The organism is Loktanella sp. DJP18, from assembly GCF_049310965.1.
Classification (GTDB): domain Bacteria; phylum Pseudomonadota; class Alphaproteobacteria; order Rhodobacterales; family Rhodobacteraceae; genus Loktanella.
On record NZ_JBMERN010000075.1, the window covers coordinates 1 to 18,177 of the forward strand.

Annotated in this window: 14 protein-coding genes; 12 read left to right on the forward strand and 2 right to left on the reverse strand. The window is 62.6% G+C overall.

The window, feature by feature from the left end:
• The first annotated feature begins 464 nt into the window (after window positions 1–464).
• Entirely contained in the window at window positions 465–3,179 is a 2,715-nt protein-coding gene (locus ACOI1H_RS17410) for a calcium-binding protein (protein ID WP_422439108.1), read from the forward strand.
• Between the two features lie 178 nt (window positions 3,180–3,357).
• Window positions 3,358–4,197: a 2OG-Fe(II) oxygenase gene (locus ACOI1H_RS17415; protein WP_422439109.1), complete on the forward strand. Its 840-nt coding sequence runs from the start codon at window positions 3,358–3,360 to the stop codon at window positions 4,195–4,197.
• 21 nt (window positions 4,198–4,218) lie between these two features.
• Here ACOI1H_RS17415 and ACOI1H_RS17420 read toward each other — a convergent pair whose 3' ends face one another.
• A complete protein-coding gene (locus ACOI1H_RS17420) occupies window positions 4,219–4,947 on the reverse strand; it encodes a WecB/TagA/CpsF family glycosyltransferase (protein WP_422439110.1) in 729 nt (242 codons plus the stop codon).
• A gap of 177 nt (window positions 4,948–5,124) precedes the next feature.
• On the opposite strand from ACOI1H_RS17420, the gene ACOI1H_RS17425 reads away from it, so the two are divergent.
• Window positions 5,125–5,973 (forward strand): glycosyltransferase, encoded by an 849-nt coding sequence (locus tag ACOI1H_RS17425; protein ID WP_422439111.1) that lies wholly within the window; start codon window positions 5,125–5,127, stop codon window positions 5,971–5,973.
• Window positions 5,974–5,998: 25 nt separating this feature from the next.
• Here the strand turns inward: ACOI1H_RS17425 and ACOI1H_RS17430 are convergent, their stop codons facing one another.
• Window positions 5,999–7,522: a hypothetical protein gene (locus ACOI1H_RS17430; RefSeq protein WP_422439112.1), complete on the reverse strand. Its 1,524-nt coding sequence runs from the start codon at window positions 7,520–7,522 to the stop codon at window positions 5,999–6,001.
• Between the two features lie 133 nt (window positions 7,523–7,655).
• On the opposite strand from ACOI1H_RS17430, the gene ACOI1H_RS17435 reads away from it, so the two are divergent.
• The 9 genes from ACOI1H_RS17435 to ACOI1H_RS17475 all read left to right on the forward strand — a co-directional run bounded on the left by ACOI1H_RS17435 (window position 7,656) and on the right by ACOI1H_RS17475 (window position 18,062).
• Window positions 7,656–8,660 carry a glycosyltransferase family 2 protein gene (locus tag ACOI1H_RS17435; RefSeq protein WP_422439113.1) on the forward strand — a complete coding sequence of 335 codons (1,005 nt, stop codon included), beginning with the start codon at window positions 7,656–7,658 and terminating at the stop codon, window positions 8,658–8,660.
• Window positions 8,657–9,652 carry a glycosyltransferase gene (locus tag ACOI1H_RS17440; protein ID WP_422439114.1) on the forward strand — a complete coding sequence of 332 codons (996 nt, stop codon included), beginning with the start codon at window positions 8,657–8,659 and terminating at the stop codon, window positions 9,650–9,652. Before ACOI1H_RS17435 ends, ACOI1H_RS17440 begins: the two co-directional genes overlap by 4 nt.
• Window positions 9,649–11,013 carry an oligosaccharide flippase family protein gene (locus ACOI1H_RS17445; RefSeq protein ID WP_422439115.1) on the forward strand — a complete coding sequence of 455 codons (1,365 nt, stop codon included), beginning with the start codon at window positions 9,649–9,651 and terminating at the stop codon, window positions 11,011–11,013. Before ACOI1H_RS17440 ends, ACOI1H_RS17445 begins: the two co-directional genes overlap by 4 nt.
• A gap of 98 nt (window positions 11,014–11,111) precedes the next feature.
• A complete protein-coding gene (locus ACOI1H_RS17450; RefSeq protein ID WP_422439116.1) occupies window positions 11,112–13,157 on the forward strand; it encodes a type I secretion system permease/ATPase in 2,046 nt (681 codons plus the stop codon).
• Window positions 13,154–14,476, forward strand: coding sequence for an HlyD family type I secretion periplasmic adaptor subunit (locus ACOI1H_RS17455; RefSeq protein ID WP_422439117.1), 1,323 nt, complete (start codon window positions 13,154–13,156; stop codon window positions 14,474–14,476). The genes ACOI1H_RS17450 and ACOI1H_RS17455 overlap by 4 nt, the downstream gene beginning before the upstream one ends.
• 175 nt (window positions 14,477–14,651) lie before the next feature.
• A complete protein-coding gene (locus ACOI1H_RS17460; protein ID WP_422439118.1) occupies window positions 14,652–16,028 on the forward strand; it encodes an efflux transporter outer membrane subunit in 1,377 nt (458 codons plus the stop codon).
• Window positions 16,029–16,128: 100 nt separating this feature from the next.
• Window positions 16,129–17,142 carry a hypothetical protein gene (locus ACOI1H_RS17465; RefSeq protein ID WP_422439119.1) on the forward strand — a complete coding sequence of 338 codons (1,014 nt, stop codon included), beginning with the start codon at window positions 16,129–16,131 and terminating at the stop codon, window positions 17,140–17,142.
• A 392-nt stretch (window positions 17,143–17,534) separates the two neighbouring features.
• Window positions 17,535–17,756, forward strand: coding sequence for a type II toxin-antitoxin system CcdA family antitoxin (locus ACOI1H_RS17470; RefSeq protein ID WP_422439120.1), 222 nt, complete (start codon window positions 17,535–17,537; stop codon window positions 17,754–17,756).
• 12 nt (window positions 17,757–17,768) lie between these two features.
• Window positions 17,769–18,062, forward strand: coding sequence for a CcdB family protein (locus ACOI1H_RS17475; protein WP_422439121.1), 294 nt, complete (start codon window positions 17,769–17,771; stop codon window positions 18,060–18,062).
• The last annotated feature ends 115 nt before the right edge of the window (window positions 18,063–18,177 follow it).

Genomic DNA, 18,177 nt, shown 5'->3' on the forward strand with positions numbered 1-18,177 from the left:
CCGCCATGCAGCCATCGTTTCATCACAACAGCCCCCCCAAAAAAGTCGTGGACGCGCTGGCCTGCCACGGGATCACGATCAAGCCGGGGGCGACGGCGGCAATCTTTTCGGTCTGATAGCCGTTGACATTTTCGGCCATGCCGGGGGTCGCAATATGGCTACCTGCATGGCGTGATCCTAAATTTTATCTGAAGTTGCCGGTCGGCGGATTGATACCCCCCACGCTCGATCGACCGGTCTCCAGCATCCGGACCGACACCGCGCGCGCCTGTCCGCTGACATCCCGTCCTTCGGCCCAGTTCGGTGGCCTTCACACCAAAAAACCATAATAGTTCCCTGCAAATGACACTGGAGGAAGGCACACCATGACGAATCGAATTTTGTACCGCCGGATATCCGCTGCCACGACCACTGTTCGATCGCTGTGGCGCGCGCTTCCGGCCCTGATCCTAGGGACCGTCATCATGACCTACGAGACCGAGAAAGCCCAAGCCGAAATGGCGTACGGGTCGGATAACCCGACGCTGGCGTTTGGGCTGTCGGCAGTGGACGACTACGGGACGGGCATGCAGTACCTGGATATCATGAAAATGATGCGGCCCTGGATCGGCCACGAACCTGACAAATGGGGTGGCATGGAAATCTCCGATCTGCGGGCGGGCGGTTTCCTGGATGCGGACGGCTGGGTGAAGGAGATACCTGACGGGCTTCAGAAAGTCGGAACAATTTGGCAGTGGTCCGACATGCTGGATCAGATCGACGAGCACAAAGGTATCTATGTTCTAGAGTATGAAGGTAGCGGAACGCTCAAGATCGAAGGTGATGCCAGAGTTCTGTCATCGGAGCCCGGACGCATCGTTTTCGAGAACGTCACGGGCGACAACCTCTATCTGAATCTGTACGATACGGATCCTGAAGGCACCGGAGACTATATCCGCGACATCTCGATCGTTGCCGAAAAGAACCTGGCGCTTTACGAGGCTGGTGCGACCTTCAACCCAGATTGGCTGGCACTCATCGACGACGCGCGCGAGTTGCGCTTCATGGATTGGATGCAAACGAACAATTCCACGGTGATATCCTGGGACGAAATGCCGTCGGCCCATGGCCCCAAAAGTGATCTTGGTACCTCGGTCGAAGACATGGTGAATCTAGCCAACGAACTGGGTGTCGACCCGTGGTTCACCATGCCGCATCTCGCCGACGCTGAATATATCCGGAACTTCGCGACATACGTCCGTGACAATCTGGATCCAGCATTGCACGCCAAGGTGGAGTATTCCAACGAGGTCTGGAACTGGTCGTTTCAGCAGGCACAATGGGTCCTTCAACAGTCAAAGGATGAATGGGGTGTCGAGGCCTATGTCGATTACCACGCCAAGAAAGCCGTAGAGACCGCTCTGATCTGGGAGGACGTGTTTGGTGATCAGGCCGACGCGCGGTTGATCAATGTCCTGTCGACACAAACGGGGAATCCCTGGATTGCGGAGCGTCTTCTGAACCCGGTAGTCTGGCAGGAAAAGGAACCTGATACCTACGTTGACCCTGCCAGTGTGTTCGAGGAGCTTGCGGCTACGACCTACTTTGGCAGCGGCACTGTATCAGACCAGCCCCTGCGGGATGACTTGATAAAGGCAATCAAAGACCCATCGGTCGATGCAACTGCATATCTGAGTCAGAAACTTATGGATCCAGATTACCCATGGTCTATTCCCTTTGTTGCCCAAAAACTCGCCGACAACGCTGCGGTCGCCGATAAATACGGACTCAAACTGGTCGCTTACGAGGGTGGCCAGCACGTCCACCATTCGTTCGCCGTTCAGGGCCTGAGCGACGCCGATCTGCAAGTCTTGACGGATTTCATGATTGATTTCGTCCGCAGCGACGAAATGGCGCAGCTCCACCGCGATCTCTGGGACACTTGGGCCGAGGTCGGCGACGGGCCCTTCATGCAGTTCGGAGATGTCGGGCCTCCCAGCAAATGGGGGTCCTGGTCCCTCTACAATAGCCTCGACGATACCAATCCCCGCGCCACCGCGCTCGAAGAGCTCAACGCGACCAGCACACCTTGGTGGGATGCTACGGGCGGCGAGCAGTACCAGCAGGGGATCACCGCCACCGGCACCGAGGATGACGATCTGATGATCGGCACCTTGCAGGAGGATTACCTGCTGGGCGCGGGCGGCGACGACTTGTTCGTGGCAGGGCGTGGAAACGACGGGATCAATGGCGGGGACGGGATCGACCGGGTCATCCTGTCGGGCAATGCCCAAGACTATACCCTGCGCGTCGAAGGCAAGGGCTACCGGCTGATCGGGCCCGAAGGCAGCGATTTCCTGACCAATGTCGAACAAATCTCTTTCGACGATGATCAGATTCAGGTGATTGCCGATCTGCCCCGCAACGGCGACGGCACGCTGCAACTGGCGATGGCGACGGACGACATCCCGGCGGGTCCTGTTGTGGTCGAGGACGAGGTCAAGACACGACCCATCAAGGGCGGTCGCGGCAACGATCCGCTGGCAGGCAGGATCGGCGACGATTTGCTGTCGGGCAACCGCGGACGGGACATCCTCAGGGGCGGAGACGGCGACGATCGCTTGTTGGGTGGTCACGGGCGCGACGCGCTGCAGGGCGGCAGCGGTCAGGACATCCTCAAGGGCGGACGCGGCAACGATCGCGACGTACTGCAGGGCGACAGCGGTCAGGACATCCTCAAGGGTGGACGCGGCGACGATTTGCTGTCGGGCAACCGCGGACGGGACATCCTCAGGGGCGGAGACGGCGACGATCGCTTGTTGGGTGGCCACGGGCGCGACGCGCTGCAGGGCGGCAGCGGTCAGGACATCCTCAAGGGCGGACGCGGCAACGATCGCGACGTACTGCAGGGCGACAGCGGTCAGGACATCCTCAAGGGTGGACGCGGCGACGATCTGCTGACCGGCGGGGCGGGTGGTGACCGGTTCGTCTTCGGCGACGGCAGCGGGCACGACAGGATCACCGATTTCCGCGCAAACGATACGCTAGACCTGCAGGATTTCCTGTCGGACGGGCAGAGTATGCTAGACGCGGCCTCAAACTCCGGTGGCAACCTCGTGATCTCGAACGGCGACGATCGGATCACGGTGCTGGGGCTGGATGTAGATGATTTGTCTTGGATGAACATCAGCCTCGTGTGACCTTGCCGGCCCCGACTTGCGGATGGGGGACACAGACACGCGGCGAACGAAAACGGCAGTCTACACCCGCTTTCGGACGTTGTGGATTTTTGCATCTACTTCAAGTCAGGCTATAGCAGGCGATAGAACGACTTGACTGCGGGATCCTGCCCCGCCCTGTGTTTTCAAAGGAGACCCCATGTCCGCCCCTATCTATCCACTCGACATACAGAGCCTGACGGTCGAGACGCAACAGGCTCGCGATGCCGGCAAGGCTTACGCAAATGCTTATCAGGCCGCAGAACCCTACAATCACATCTGCATCGACGGCTTTTTCGATCCTGACATCCTGCTGAAGGTGCGGCAGGATCTCGGTACGCTTCCCGAACCGGAAGGTGTTTTCGACCGCGCCCAGGAGCGCCTGAAGACATCCTACAATCCCGAACGCCTGCCGGACTACACGCGCAATCTGTTCCATGCCATGAACGCTCGGCCCTTCATCCTGTTTCTTGAGGAGATGACGGGGGTCACTGGGCTGATTCCCGACCCCTATTATATCGGAGCTGGCATCCATCAGGTCGCCAACGGTGGCCATCTCGACATCCATGCCGACTTCAACCTGCACAAACAGATGCAGGTCGAACGCCGTCTCAACGTCCTGATCTACCTCAACCATGACTGGAAAGCGGAATGGGGCGGATCCTTCGAAATCTGGAACAAGGAAATGACCAAGAAGGAGGCGAGCTTCGTGCCGACCTTCAACCGCATGGTCTGCTTTTCGACGGGGTCGGACACCTTTCACGGAAACCCGGAGACCGTGAACCACCCTGAGGGCGAAAACCGGCTGTCGATCGCGCTCTATTACTATACCGCGACGTGGGATGCGTCCCGCAAGGCACATACGACCCTGTTCAAACCCCGCCCGGGTTCCACGGACAAGGCTGACAGGCTCGTGGCGCGGCAATCTTTCGTACAGGATATCGTGCCGCCGATGATCTACCGCAGGATTGCCGGCAAGCTGCGCAGGATAGGCCTGTAAATTGACCCATGGCCGCGCGGGCTAGAGTCCGCGCTGCCGCCGCGCCGTGCTAGCCAGTCCTGGCAGGATCGCCGCGCAAGCGGCGTAGCGCCGGGTCAGGCGGCCGGGGTTGCTGGCCATGCGCCAGGCCCATTCGAGCGCCAGGCGGCGAACCAGGCGCGGCGCGCGGGTCTGGCTGCCGGCGATGAAATCCAGGCCGGCACCAATCGACACGAACCCGCAGGCAGGCAGGGCGGCGGCCGCGCGGGCGGCCAGGATCTCCTGCTTGGGGGCCCCCAGTGCCAGAAAACACAGCCGCGCCCCGCTGGTGCGCAGCTGCGCGATCATCCCGTCGCCAGCGGGCCCGGTCACGTCGAGGCCGAAGGGCGGGGCGATCCGGGCGACGATCCGCAGGCCCGGATAGGCCTCCTTCAGCCGGACTACGGCTTGGTCCAGCGTCTCGCGGGTCGCGCCCAGGCAGGCGACGGGCACTCCCATATGCGCCGCCATCTCGGCCAAGGGCACGATCAGTTCCGATCCGGGGATCAATTCCACCTCGCGCCCCGCTAGGCGCGACAGCCAGACGATGGGATTGCCGTCGGCGACGACATGGCTTTGCACCAGATAGGCCGCCAGAAATGCCGGATCGCGCCGCAGCTTGACGATGTGATCGAGGTTCAGTGTCGCCAGCGTGAAACCTTCGCCCGTGGCAAACCGGGCAGCGATGTCGGCCAGCAGACCGTCCCGTGTCGGATGGGTGATGTGGATCATGCCAGGGTTCCGATGCGGGGCCCAGCTGACATGGCTCTCGGATCCGATCATTCTTCGCTTCGCATCGCACAGGTCCCAAATATCACGACATCATTTCCTTCGAAGCCTCGATATGGTGAAACGGTAGCATGGCCCAGAGCAAAAGGGCCTGTCATCTCCCGCAAAGGCCCTTCCGCCGTGTCAGCACCTTCTCCGGACCAGCCCTTCGGCATCGTCATCGCCGCAAACAACGAGGAAGGCTATATCGGTGCCTGTCTCGACGCTTTGCTGGCGCAGGACGCGGCCGCGGGCGTGATGGATGTTGTCGTCGTGGCCAATGCCTGCACCGACCGCACCGAAGAGATCGTGGCCGGTCACGTGTCCGGTTTCGCCGCGCGCGGCTGGTCTCTGCGCTGCCTGCAACGGGCGCATCCAGGAAAAGTCGGCGCGCTCAACGCCGGTGACGGGGCGGTCAGGGGTTCTCTGCGCGCTTATCTGGATGCTGATGTCGTCTGTGCGCCAGCGCTGTTCGGGCAATTGCGCGCCGCCCTCGCGCCGGACCTCCCGCTCTATGCCACTGGGCGGCTGCGCGTGGTCCCGGCGCGCAGCTGGATCACCCGCCAGTATGCGCGGTTCTGGCAGCGATTGCCCTTTGTGCGTTCCGGTGCCGTGGGGGCGGGACTTTTCACCGTCAATGCGGAAGGCCGCAGGCGTTGGGGTGCCTTTCCCGACATCATTTCGGACGATACCTTCGTGCGGTTGCACTTCGACAGTGCGGAACGGATCGAGGTCGAGGCCCCCTACGACTGGCCGATGATCGAAGGCTGGCCGGGCTTGGTCAGGGTCCGCCGCCGGCAGGATGCCGGCGTGCGTGAGATCCACCGCAACTATCCGGCGCTGATACGGAACGAGGGGAAGGCCGGGATGACGCGCACAGACTTGGCGCGTCTGGCGGCGCGCGACCCAGTGGGCTTCAGCGTCTACGCAGGTGTTCTGGGTGCGGTAAGGGCCAAGGCTGCGGACAACACCTGGAGCCGCGGGCGATGATCGGCACCAGACAGATGCAAGAGCGCTACCTGCGCCGCGCGACTGCAGGCCCATGCCCGCGGTCCACCCGCAGCGGGCGGACATCATTGACGACAGCATCGGAAGCCGTCACGCCGGTGACCGCGCTCCGTGCCAGCAGGGTTCCGCCCAGCATCCACGTCAGCGGCGTCAGACCAGAGTTGGGGATCAGGTCGATCAGGTTCGCCGTCAGCATCAGGGTCAGTCCCGTGATTGCGATGCCGTCCGATCCACGACGCCAAGACAAGGTCAATGCCGGCAGCACCAGCAGACCGAAGAGGGCCAGGTACCCAACCCAGCCCGAGCTGCCGAAGGCGATCACCCAAGTGCCATCCGTCACGCTTAGATCGCGCCCGCTCTCAGGATCAAAGACGTGGTTGCGGCCCCAGCTGCCCCAGCCGAACATCGGCTTGGCAGCGGCGCGGTCGAGCAGGATATTCTCGTTGTCGAGGCGGTACTGCAAAGAATCCGCGCGTTCCGCACTGACGGATTGCGCCGTGGCGACGACATCTTCGACCGGCACCAGGTCGGCGGCACGCAATGTCGGATACAGCAGCACGATCCCGACGATGCCAGCCACCAGAAGTGCCTGTATCTGGGAACTGCAGAACAACAGGATCGGGATCAGAAGCAACGTAATGGCCAAGGCACCGACCGTCTTGGATATGAACAGCGCGAAGAGCAGCCAGAAGGCCGTCAGCAGATAGCTCCCCGGTTGCCACAGAGCGCCGGGGGACCGCCACCGGATCCGCGTTGTGCTATCCGCGGCCCGAGCGGCCTGGCATAGCGTGAAGGCGGCCAGGACCGTCATCGCCATGAAGATACCTACCCGCAGACCATGCTCGATGAAAATCATCGGCCGGAACCCGCCTGCACGGATATGCTGTTCAAAGGAATGCGAATAGAACCCGTAGATCCACTTGTTCAGCTGCGGGCTGAGCCGGACTTCGATCAAAATCAAAGCCGAATAGACCAGCCCCGCCACCACGAAGGCGCGCAGCAGTGCCAGCCGCGCGGCGGGCGTCGTCAGGTGGCGGCGCGCCAGTAGGAACGGCAGCAGCATCACGCCCGTGTTCAGCATCAGCGAAAAGATGTCGTAGACGGCCAGCCCGCCGATATAGCGGGGACCGGCGATGACCGGATCGCGGTTGGTTAGAACCGTCGCGATCGGGGCGGCGAACAGCACGGCGATGCAGACAAGCGCCACCCTGTCTCCGCGCTGGGGCAGCGACCTTGCGGCGGACCGACCATACACGCTGCGGCGGTTACCTAGGGCCCCGGCCGCCGCTCGGCGGGGCAGAGGCCCGTGTTCCGGGACCAGCCAGCACATGACGGCCGCCGACAGGCTTGGGATCAGGGTCTTGTCCAGAGGTGGTAGCAACGGTAAGTCGATCCCGGTACCTTCCGGAAGAAACAGATAGCCGAGCATGATAGACCAGATCAGCGCCCGTGGCCGGTCCAGCCGCAAAAATAGCGCAAGGACGACCAGCGGATAGCTGTAAATCACGACAAATGCGAACAGATTGGGCAACAAGAGAGCCTAGCTTCGATCAGAACAATCAATGGTCATAGTATCGCCGTTATGATGTTGAAAGACCACTATTCTTGCCGCATACCACCGCGTAAGCGTCGGACATCCACCTTAAAGCAAAAACATATATAAGATGTCAGATCCTTTCAGGCCAGCCCAGATTGCAGTGATCATCGTTAACTATCGCACTGCCGACTTGACCGCAGCTGCCGTAGAAAGTGTCCTGCACTACTACCGAGGAAATGCACAAGTCGAAGTTCATGTCGTCGATAACGCATCTCCCGGAGATGACGCCGCGACCCTCGCGCGGACCCACTCCGATCAGGGATGGGGTCCCCAAGTCATGCTCTATCCGCAAACTGCTAATCGTGGCTTCGGGTGTGGGAACAACGTCGTACTCAGGGCAATCTGCGAACGTGCGATACCGCCAGATTTTGCTTTTTTGCTCAATCCGGATGCACGGCTTAAAAACGACGCTATCGCGCTGCTGATGCAAGTTCTTGAAAAGCATCCAAAAGTCGGCTTTGTAGGAGCCGGTATCCAGAATGACGATGGCACGACCGCGACCAGTGCATTCCGGTTCCCTAATGCTCTCAATACATTTGTAGAAGCCGTGAATTTTGGACCACTCAGTCGCCCGTTCAGTAATAAATTGGTATCAATGCCGAGAGATACGAAAGAAGGTAGGGTTGATTGGGTGTCGGGCGCGGCATTCATGATTCGGCTTGACGCTTTAAAAGATGTTAGACTTTTTGACGAAGATTTCTTCTTGTATTTCGAAGAAGTCGAACTGATGCACCGGGCCGCAAATAAGGGATGGCTGACATATTTTGCGCCAAATGCCAAAGTAATCCATGTCCAAAGCGCTGCCACAGGCATGGAAGTCATTCTTAAGGCCCGTTCCAGAAGACCAAATTACTGGTATGATTCTTGGACTTCCTATTTTGATAAGGTTGGTGGAAAAAAATATATATTGGGCGTTGCGCTTACTTGGTTGATAGGTGCCACTCTCGATCATGTAATAGCACGGTTGCGACGACGGATTCCACAGGTCCCGCTGTTCTTTTACCGGGATTTGTCTAGCGCTATCTTGCGTAAATTGCTGGTGCGACACAAACCACCAAAGCCTCTATCGTGATCGGCTTTGGAGATAAAACAAGTATCGGCGTAATTACCATTGGGCGCAACGAGGGCGTTCGCCTTTTGAAGTGCCTCGACTCCCTCAATGCGTCCGACGCCCCTTTCATGCGCATTATCTACGTCGACAGCGGCTCCACCGACGGATCAGTGATAGCGGCCCTAGACATGCACGTACAGGTCGTCCTGTTGGATACCGCACAACCCTTTACCGCCGCACGAGCGCGTAATGCCGGGCTGGCGGCGCTGCGTGATGGGACAGCGCCGGATCTGGTGCAGTTTGTGGATGGTGACTGCGTCCTAGACCCCGGCTGGATCGACACCGCAGACGCCTTTCTGGCCGAACATCCCGATGTCGCCGTGGTCTGCGGGCGGCGGCGCGAGATGCATCCAGAGGCCTCGGTCTACAACCGGCTGTGCGACGCGGAATGGAACACGCCCGTAGGCGAAGCGCGGTCCTGCGGCGGCGACGCCTTGATGCGATGGTCGGCGCTGGAGGCCGTGGGGGGCTACGATCCAACCCTGATCGCGGGCGAAGAGCCCGAGATGTGTCTGCGCATGCGACGAGCGGGGTGGAAAATCTGGCGGATCGACGCCGAAATGACCCTCCACGACGCCGCCATGATGCGGTTCGGCCAATTCTGGCAGCGCATGCGGCGCGGTGGCCATGCCGCTGCAGAAGGTGCGGCGATATATGGCCGCGACGCCGAACGGCACGGCATCGCAGCCCGGCGGCGCGCGCTGGTCTGGGGGCTGCTTCTACCGCTCATGCTCCTGCTTGGGGCGATTCCGTTCGGCCCTTGGGTCCTGTGGGGTTTTATGATCTATCCGGCGCAAATCGTGCGTCTGGCACTGCGGGACGGAGGCACCCAGGGGGCTTGGGAACGGGCCATGCTTATGACGGTGGGCAAGTTCGCCGAGGCGCAGGGTGTTGCTGCCTACCACTGGCGCAGATGGCAGGGCCGCACTGGCGGCCTGATCGAATACAAGTGAAACAGCCCTTCGCCCGTTTCATGCCCGCGCGAGACACCTTCGCAGGCCGTCTTCTGAAAGCCGGCAGCTGGAGCATGGGACAGGTCTTGATCAGCCATGCCCTGCGTCTGGGCAGCAACCTGATCATGACGCGCCTGCTGCTGCCCGATGCCTTCGGCCTGATGGCGATGGTCGGCACGGTGCTGACGGGCTTTGCGCTGCTGACGGACATCGGCATCCATCGCAGCATCATGCGCGAACCCGACGGTGATCAGGATCACTTCCTGCGGGCCGCATGGACGGTCAAGTTGGGGCGTGGAGGCCTGATCGCCGCCGGAACGCTGTGCGCCGCAGTGGTGCTATGGTGGCTGGCCCCGGCCTGGGCCGCGGCGGGTACCGTCTATGCCGATCCGCGTCTGCCGATCCTGATCGCCCTGTCGGCTCTTGCCCCACTGTTGCAGGGCGCGGAATCAACCACGCGTGAGCTAATGGAGCGGCAACTGCGGATGCATTATACGGCCACTCTCGAAGTTGTCTCTCAGGTCTTGGTCATCATGGCGATGGTCGCCTTCGCCACCATCAGCCCCACGGTCTGGGCCCTGATGGCAGGCATGCTGGTGGGACCCGTCGTGCAAGTGATCGGCACACATCTCTTTTTTCCGGGCCCGCGCATGGCATTCGTGCGCGACGCCGAGATCGCCGGGCGGCTATGGCGCTATGGCAAATGGCTGATGGTCTCCGCCATCTTCACCTTCGTGGCGACGAACGCGGACCGGTTCATCCTGGGCGGCCTGCTGGATGCCACGGTCTTCGGCTTCTACTCCATCGCGCAGGTCTGGATCGGCGCAGGCAACATGGTGATTGCGCGTCTGTCCGACCAGATCGGATTTCCCGCGATCACCGAAATAATCCGCACCCGTCCGGACGAGGTGCCGCGTCTGTTCCGCAAATTCCAGACGGTGATCGATCTTGTCTGCGCCGCGGCCTTCGTCATCCTGTTTTTGGGCGGGCGGCTCCTGATCGATCTGCTCTACACCGCGACCTACGATACGGCCGGCACCTATATTGCTATTCTCTCGCTCAGCTTTCTGGCGCTTCGGTTCAACACGCTGGGCGGTCTGTTGATGAGCGGGGGCAACAGCCGCGCCATCATGGTCATCTGGGCGATGCGCGCAGTGGCACTCTGCATCAGCCTGCCGCTGGCCTACGACCATGCGGGAATGACCGGTGCGCTGCTGGCCGTGGCGCTATATCCGCTGGTCAGCGTGCCCTACACCATCTGGCTGGCGACACCCATCCTGAGCGTGCGGCAGACCCGGTGGGACTGGCTGTGGCTGGCCGGAACACTGGTTGTCGCCGGCGGTGTCATCGCCTTCGGCTAAGTCCCGCCGGGGCGAAAAATTGCCGTAATTGCGCCACAGAGTCCGTTCATCTAAAGGAAACAATCCACCTGTCCACAGCCTGATTGAACAGAGATCCCATGTCCCAGCCTTCCGCGCGCACATCCTCTGACAGGGCCGCCTATCGCACCGCCTGGGCCGGGCTGCGGCCGGTGCTGATCAGCGTCGCGGCGATCAGTGCGCTAATCAACGTGCTGATGCTGACCGGGTCGATCTACATGCTGCAGGTCTACGACCGGGTACTGGCGAGCGGGTCTGTGCCGACGCTGGTCGGGCTCTTCATCATCGTCGTGATCCTCTATGCCTTTCTCGGGTTCTACGATTTTCTGCGAGCCCGGATGCTGGCGCGGGCTGCCGTCGGGCTTGACCGAGCGGTGGCGGGCGATGTCTGTCAGGCGTATCTGCGGTCCGGCATTCCGGGTGCGCAGGCCGGCGGCACGGCCGGTGCAAGCGCCCAGCCGATGCGCGACCTGGACACGGTGCGCGCCTTTCTGGGCGGTCCCGGGATGCAGGGGCTGTTCGACATTCCCTTCACGCCACTGTTTCTAGGCGTGCTGTTCCTGATCCACCCCTGGCTGGGGTTGCTCACGCTGGCCGGGTCGGCCGTGGTTGCGGGGGCGACTGTGCTGAACCGCATCATCAGCCGCGGCCACATGGACCAGACGCTGGCGCTGGACGCCGCCGCGCGCGATTTCGCCGACAGCGGCAAGCGTGCGGTCGAGGCCGCCATCGCCATGGGGATGGACAGGACCCTGACCGCGCGCTGGCAGGACATGCACGAGGCCGCCCTGGCCGCGGGCCAGCGCAGCAGCGACCCAGCCGAAACGCTGTCGGCCTTTTCCAAGGCGTTCCGGTTGCTGCTGCAGTCGGCGATCCTGACCCTGGGTGCCTATCTGGTGCTGCGCGGCGAAATATCGGCGGGCATGATCATCGCCTCGTCGATCCTGTCGGGCCGCGCGCTGGCACCGGTCGACCAGGCGATCGGCCAGTTGCGCGCGATCACCGGCACCCGCGCAGCCCATGTCCGGCTGCGCGCCCATTTCGATGCGCAGCGGACGACCGAGACCCGGATGGACCTGCCACGCCCGGTGGGCCGCCTGGCGGTCCGGGGCCTGACCAAGCTGGCACCGGGGCCGAATCGGCCCGACCGCGCCCGGCTGCTTACGCATGTGGGCTTCGATCTGGCCCCTGGCGACGGGCTGGGCGTGATTGGCAATTCGGCCAGCGGGAAATCAACACTGGCTCGGCTGCTGGTCGGTGCCTGGCAGCCCGACGGTGGCGAAGTGCGGCTGGACGGCGCGACGCTGGACCAGTGGGACAACACCGCGCTGGGGCGCCACATCGGCTACATGCCGCAGACGATCGACCTGCTGCCCGGCACGGTGCGCGAGAACATCGCCCGGTTCGACCCCGAGGCAACAGTGGCCAAGATCATCGCCGCGGCCCGGATGGCCGGCGTGCACGAGATGATCCTGCGTCTGGACAAGGGCTATGACACCCGGCTGGGCGGGGCCGCGGGCAACACGGCGTTGTCGGGCGGGCAGATCCAGCGGCTGGGTCTGGCCCGCGCGGTCTATGGCGATCCCGTGCTGGTGGTGCTGGACGAACCCAATTCCAACCTCGATGCCGATGGCGACGAGGCGCTCTGCGCCGCAATCCTGGCGCTGCGCAAGGCGGGCACCACCGTCGTCGTCATGGCGCACCGGCCCAGTGCCATCGCAGCGGTGAACAGGCTGATGGTGCTCAAGGACGGTACCGTTGCGCATTGCGGCGACAAGGGCGAGGTTCTGAACTCCCTGCGCGCGGCGGCCCTGCAGGCGGTGCCGGATGCGCCCGCCGCGCCCGCCGCGGCGGACGCAGTGCAGCAACCGGCGGCCGTTCGCCCACGTGTGCCGGACCCGCCCCCCGCCGCACAGGCGACCGCGTCGCCGGCACCCTGGCCCGCACCGCTGCCGCAGGCCCGGCCCGCAGCCGCCACGGTACCGCCGGGCAGCAGCAGCACCGCGAACCTCAAGAAGCTTTTTGCCGTGGAACGCCAGCGCCAGCGGACTCAGACCCCGGCAGAAACGCCGGAACAGACCAAGGGTGGGGAACCCGCACAGCAGGACAGGATGAAACAGGCATGACCACGCTGTCACCGACCGCACCGCCCCCGACCAACCTGCGTGTCAGCCTGCGCCCCGCGCTCTGGCTCGGCCTGTCAGGCCTTGTAGCCCTTGTAGGCGTCTGCGGCCTGTGGGCCGCCACGACGGTGATCGGCGGCGCAGTCATCGCGCAGGGCCAGGTGACCGTGCACGGCAAGCCACAGCAGGTGCAGCATCTGGACGGCGGCATGATCGCCGCCATCGACGTGAGCAACGGCGATCATGTGACGGCCGGGCAGGTGCTGCTGCGGCTGGACCCCACCGTCGTGCAGCTGAACCGCGACATGGCCGAACGGCGGCTGATCGAGGCGCTGACGCTAGCCGCTCGGCTGACCGCGGAGCAGCAGGGGCGCAACACCTTGGCGTTCAGCTATCCCATGCTGCCCTTTGCCCTGCCCGACATGGCCGAGGCCGAGGCCGGCCAGCGGCAGATCTTCGCGGCGCGCCGGGCGGTCCAGCAGGGCGGCCGCGACCAGTTGACCGAAACGCTGTTGCAGATCGACGCGCAGATCACCGGCCAGCAGGCGCAGGCGGGTGCTATCCGCGACCAGATGGGCTATCTGGACACCGACATCGCCAACAAGCGCACGCTGGCCGACCGCGCGCTGATCCGGCAGAGCGACCTGAACGATCTGCAACGCGCGCAGGCCGACATGCGCGGGCGCTTGGCGGGGATCGAGGCGGACATCGCCCGGCTGACCAACGCCCGTGCCGAGAGCACGCTGCAGACCCTGCAGGCCGAGCGCAGTTTCAAGGAATCCGTCGTCCTCGACCTGCGCGAGGCGACCGCCCAGGTCGAGGAACTGACGCTCGAGATCATCACGCGCCAGGCGCAACTGAACCGGATCGACCTGCGCGCGCCCGTCGCGGGCATCGTGCATGAGATGGCGGTCAGCACGGTCGGCGGCGTGGTCGCCCCCGGCGAGGTGCTGATGCAGATCATCCCGCAGGACCCAGCGCGCGAGTTCGAGATGCGGATCGATCCGCGCGCGGTCGATCAGGTCTGGCCCGGGCAGACGGCGCAGGTCGTCATGGCGGCCTTCGATCCGAGCAACACGCCCAAGCTGATCGGTGAGGTGGTGCGTATATCACCCAACGTTGTGGTCGATCCGCAGACCGGGCAGCGGTTCTACCGGGTTGACCTGTCAGTGCCCGAAATCGAAATCGCCCGGCTGGGCGCGGTCGAGATCGTGCCCGGCATGCCGGTCGAGGCCTTTCTGGAGACCGGTGACCGATCGGTGCTGGCCTATCTGGTCCAGCCTTTCGCCACCCAGCTACGCCGGGCGTTCCGCGAAAGCTGAGCCGCGGCGGTGCGCCTTGAACGCCACAAGCCGCGGCGATCCCCACACGGCAAGCACAGATCGCTTGCCCGACGTGGGTCGATCCGCCAACCTGACTGCGACAGACCGGACCCGCATGGCGGGCACCGGGGCCACCGCCGATCAACGGCGGGGATGAACAAGAGGCAGATCTTCCATGACGGAAGCCAGAGCGGGACGCACCGGATTCCGGGTCGCAGCGAGCGCCATCTGCGTTGCCGCGATGCTGTCGGGCTGCACCCGACCTGACCGCAACGGCGGTCTGAATTTCCCGTTCCTGCCCGGCTACCAGGGCACCCGCGACGGCGCTCCGGTGCTGCTGGACAACGCGGCCTGGTGGCGCGGGCTGGACGATCCGGTGCTGGACGGCCTGATCGCCCAGGCGCTGGCACAGAACCTGACGCTGGCCGCCGCCACCGAACGGGTGAGGCAGGCCCTCGCCGAGGCGGGCACGGTCCCGGACGGCATCGACGCCACGCCATCGCTGTCGGCCCGGGTCGAAGGCGATACGGAGAACGAGGCAGTCACCACCGGCACGGCGCAGATCGGGTTCGACTGGATGCTGGACCCCTTCGGCGCGCGCAAGGCCGCCCGCGCCGCCGCCGCCGAACGGGTGAACATCGCCGAGGCCGAGGCCGACGCCGCCCGCCTGCTGGTGCTGTTCAACACCGCCAACGCCTATGCCGGTCTGCGCTATCGCGAACGGCTGCTAGACCTGCGCGAACAGGAACTGCAGAGCCGCCGCCGCACGCTGGCGCTGGTGCGCGACCTGGCCGCGTCCGATGCCGCGATACGGCTCGAGGTGACGCGGTCGCGCGCGCGGGTGGCCGAGATCGAGGCGCAGCTGCCGCAGGTGCGCAGCGCGGTGCAGGCCAGCCGCAACCAGATCGCCGTACTGGTTGGCCAGATCCCCGGCCAGTTCACCCTACCGCAGGCCACCCCCGGCCGGATCCCCCAGCCGCAGCTGTCGCCCGATGTCGGCATCCCCGCCGACCTGCTGCGCAACAGGCCCGACATCCGCAGCGCCGAACGCAGCTATTATCTCGCGCTGGCCGATCTGGAGGCCGCCGAGGCGGCCCGCTATCCCAGCCTGTCGCTGGGCGGCGCCATCTCACTAGGCGGCGGCAACCGGGGGGTACCGTACTACTTCGGGCCGACGGTGCGGTTTCCCGACCTGATCGGCAATACCACGGGGGCGGCCATCGCCGCACGGCAGTCCGCCGTCCGGCAGGCGCATGCATTTTGGCAATCGACCGTGCTGGACGCGATCCTCGAGGTGGAAAATGCCCTGCTGGACTACCGCGCCGCCACAGAAGCTGTGGTCTCGGCCGGACGCGCCGTCGCGCTCTACCAGCAGGCCGCTGACCTCACGCGCGAGATCTTCGGGGTCGGCGACGCCACGCTGACCGATCTGATCGACGCAGAACAGGCCATCGCCAACGCCCGGATTCTGCAGGCCGACAGCGCCTACAACCGTGCCCTGGGCTTCATCGCACTGAACGTCCGCGTCGGTGCCGGCAGCGCCGCGCGGTGACGGGCGCTACCCCAACACCAGAGCCTGGATCGTTTTAAACCATACCAACAGCAGGCATCGTCTGTTGGCTCATTCACAACTGATGTCAGATGGAGAAGCCGTGAAGTTTATCAACACCTCTGACCTTGCAGATCCGGGCTGGGATTTTATTGCAAGCTATAGCGATAACCCCGACATAACTTGGGAGTACCATTTGGGCACACGGCGTGCAGGGGTCGAAAAGTGGATGAAACGCCCCCACCTCGGCCGCATGCGCGCCGACTTTACCGCCGCACGATCCGCCGCCAGGCAACCGGGCTCCGCGCTCGTTTCACACCTTCCAAATATGACGTTTGTGACTGCCAGAGCGCAAAATTACCTCGGAAAGCCGGGGCCACACGTTGGATTCTCATTTAACTTTACAGACCTTCCAAAGGGCAAACGAAAATCACTCTACAAAGAAACGTTCAAAAATATGACGGAATTTGTTGTATTTTCAAAATATGAAGTTGATCTTTATGAAGAGTATTTCGGCATATCGAAAGAAAACCTAAAGTTTCTACCGTGGACGATGGATAGGCCTAATACTAGATCCAACATAAAACTACCTTTTGATGGCGATTATCTATGTGCAGTTGGTAGCGAGGCACGGGATTACGGAACGCTGATGGCCGCCATGCAGACCCTCCCTCATATCAATCTAGTCCTTATTGCGCGCCACCATTCACTGGCGGGGATCACCGTGCCGGAGAACGTTCGCGTGATGATTGAAATACCATCAGCACATGTCTGGGCCATTGCAGAAAAGTCCAAGGGTATGGTGGTCCCGCTCCAAACGGATAAAACGCCCAATGGCCATGTTACGATTGTAGGTACAAGGCTGATGGCCGTGCCACTCGCCGTTTCACGCTCGGACGGCATCTCTGATTACGTTCATGATGACGATTCATTCATGTTTCAAAGTGGCAATGCCGAAGAATTGCGAACTGCATTGTTGGTTATGATGACACAGCAGGACCTAGCAGCACGAAAAGCGGCTTTGGCACAGCGCCGTGCGCTAGAACAGAATGATGTGAAACACTGGGTCGCATACTTCGATGATCTGAACAGGCGATTGTCCGCTTTTGCCACATAGCGGCGAGCTTACACCAACAGGCCATCGCCAGCGCTCGGATGCTGCAGGCCGACAGCGCCTACAACCGCGCCCTGGGCTTCATCGCACTGAACGTTCGCGTCGGTGCCAGCAGCGCCGCGCGGACGGTTCCGCGGCCCGGGCCCGCTGAAGCCTGTTGTCAGCGTCATCCTCCGCTGCGCGCAGTACCGGACCAGCTTGGACAAACGGAAAGCGATCGTGCTTGCTGAGTGACCAGGGCAGGTGCTGCCAGACACCGCATAATCGGCCAATTGGAGCCCCAGTAGTTCAGCGACGGGTCAAGGAGAGCCGCGTCCTTAGAGGCAAAATCACCTTGCTCTCGGAATTAGTGCAATCCATACTCTCTGATCATACGCCTAATACAGGAAAAAACGATGGGACGTGTCAAAGTCAATCTGACGCTGGACTCCGATGTTGCGAAAGCAGCAAGGGCGCTTGGGCTAAACATGTCGCGCCTTGCAGAGGCGGCGATCAGTGAGGCGGCGAAGGTCGAACGCAATCGGATCTGGCGCGAGCAAAACCGCGCCGCAATCGATCTCTATGCAGACGAAGTCACCAAGGAAGGGCTGGCTCTTGCACGCTTCCGAACGTTTTGAGCGATTGCGCTGATGGCACAGTTCGATCTTTACCGTCTGCCCGGCGGACAACTCGTTGTGGACCTGCAAACCGACCTGATCGGGATTGATGCCTCCCGCATCGTGGCACCATTGCGAGACACGGGCCGCTACACCGCCTTTCCTGGCCTAACCCCGAGGGTCAAGGTCGAGGGGCAGACATGGATCGTCCGCATTCAGGAGCTGGCCGCCGTTCCAGGAACGGAACTACGGAACGGCATCGGATCCCTGATCGCCCATCGCGACGCGCTGAAGCGTGCTCTCGATATTCTGATCGACGGGTTCTGAGGATCGGCCTCCACCGCAATGCTTTTCATCTGAACAGGTGCTGCAGGTCAGTTCCGACCCGCAACTGGCTGATGAAAGTGTCATATTACATAATCTTCATTATGCGTAAATGCCT

What these genes read in the sequence shown, in the direction of transcription:
- ACOI1H_RS17460 (WP_422439118.1), top strand. Translation starts at nt 14,652, where the DNA reads ATGACGGAAGCCAGAGCGGGACGCACCGGATTCCGGGTCGCAGCGAGC.
- ACOI1H_RS17415 (WP_422439109.1), top strand. Translation starts at nt 3,358, where the DNA reads ATGTCCGCCCCTATCTATCCACTCGACATACAGAGCCTGACGGTCGAG.
- ACOI1H_RS17475 (WP_422439121.1), top strand. Translation starts at nt 17,769, where the DNA reads ATGGCACAGTTCGATCTTTACCGTCTGCCCGGCGGACAACTCGTTGTG.
- ACOI1H_RS17435 (WP_422439113.1), top strand. Translation starts at nt 7,656, where the DNA reads ATGTCAGATCCTTTCAGGCCAGCCCAGATTGCAGTGATCATCGTTAAC.
- ACOI1H_RS17450 (WP_422439116.1), top strand. Translation starts at nt 11,112, where the DNA reads ATGTCCCAGCCTTCCGCGCGCACATCCTCTGACAGGGCCGCCTATCGC.
- ACOI1H_RS17420 (WP_422439110.1), bottom strand. Translation starts at nt 4,947, where the DNA reads ATGATCCACATCACCCATCCGACACGGGACGGTCTGCTGGCCGACATC.
- ACOI1H_RS17470 (WP_422439120.1), top strand. Translation starts at nt 17,535, where the DNA reads ATGGGACGTGTCAAAGTCAATCTGACGCTGGACTCCGATGTTGCGAAA.
- ACOI1H_RS17455 (WP_422439117.1), top strand. Translation starts at nt 13,154, where the DNA reads ATGACCACGCTGTCACCGACCGCACCGCCCCCGACCAACCTGCGTGTC.
- ACOI1H_RS17410 (WP_422439108.1), top strand. Translation starts at nt 465, where the DNA reads ATGACCTACGAGACCGAGAAAGCCCAAGCCGAAATGGCGTACGGGTCG.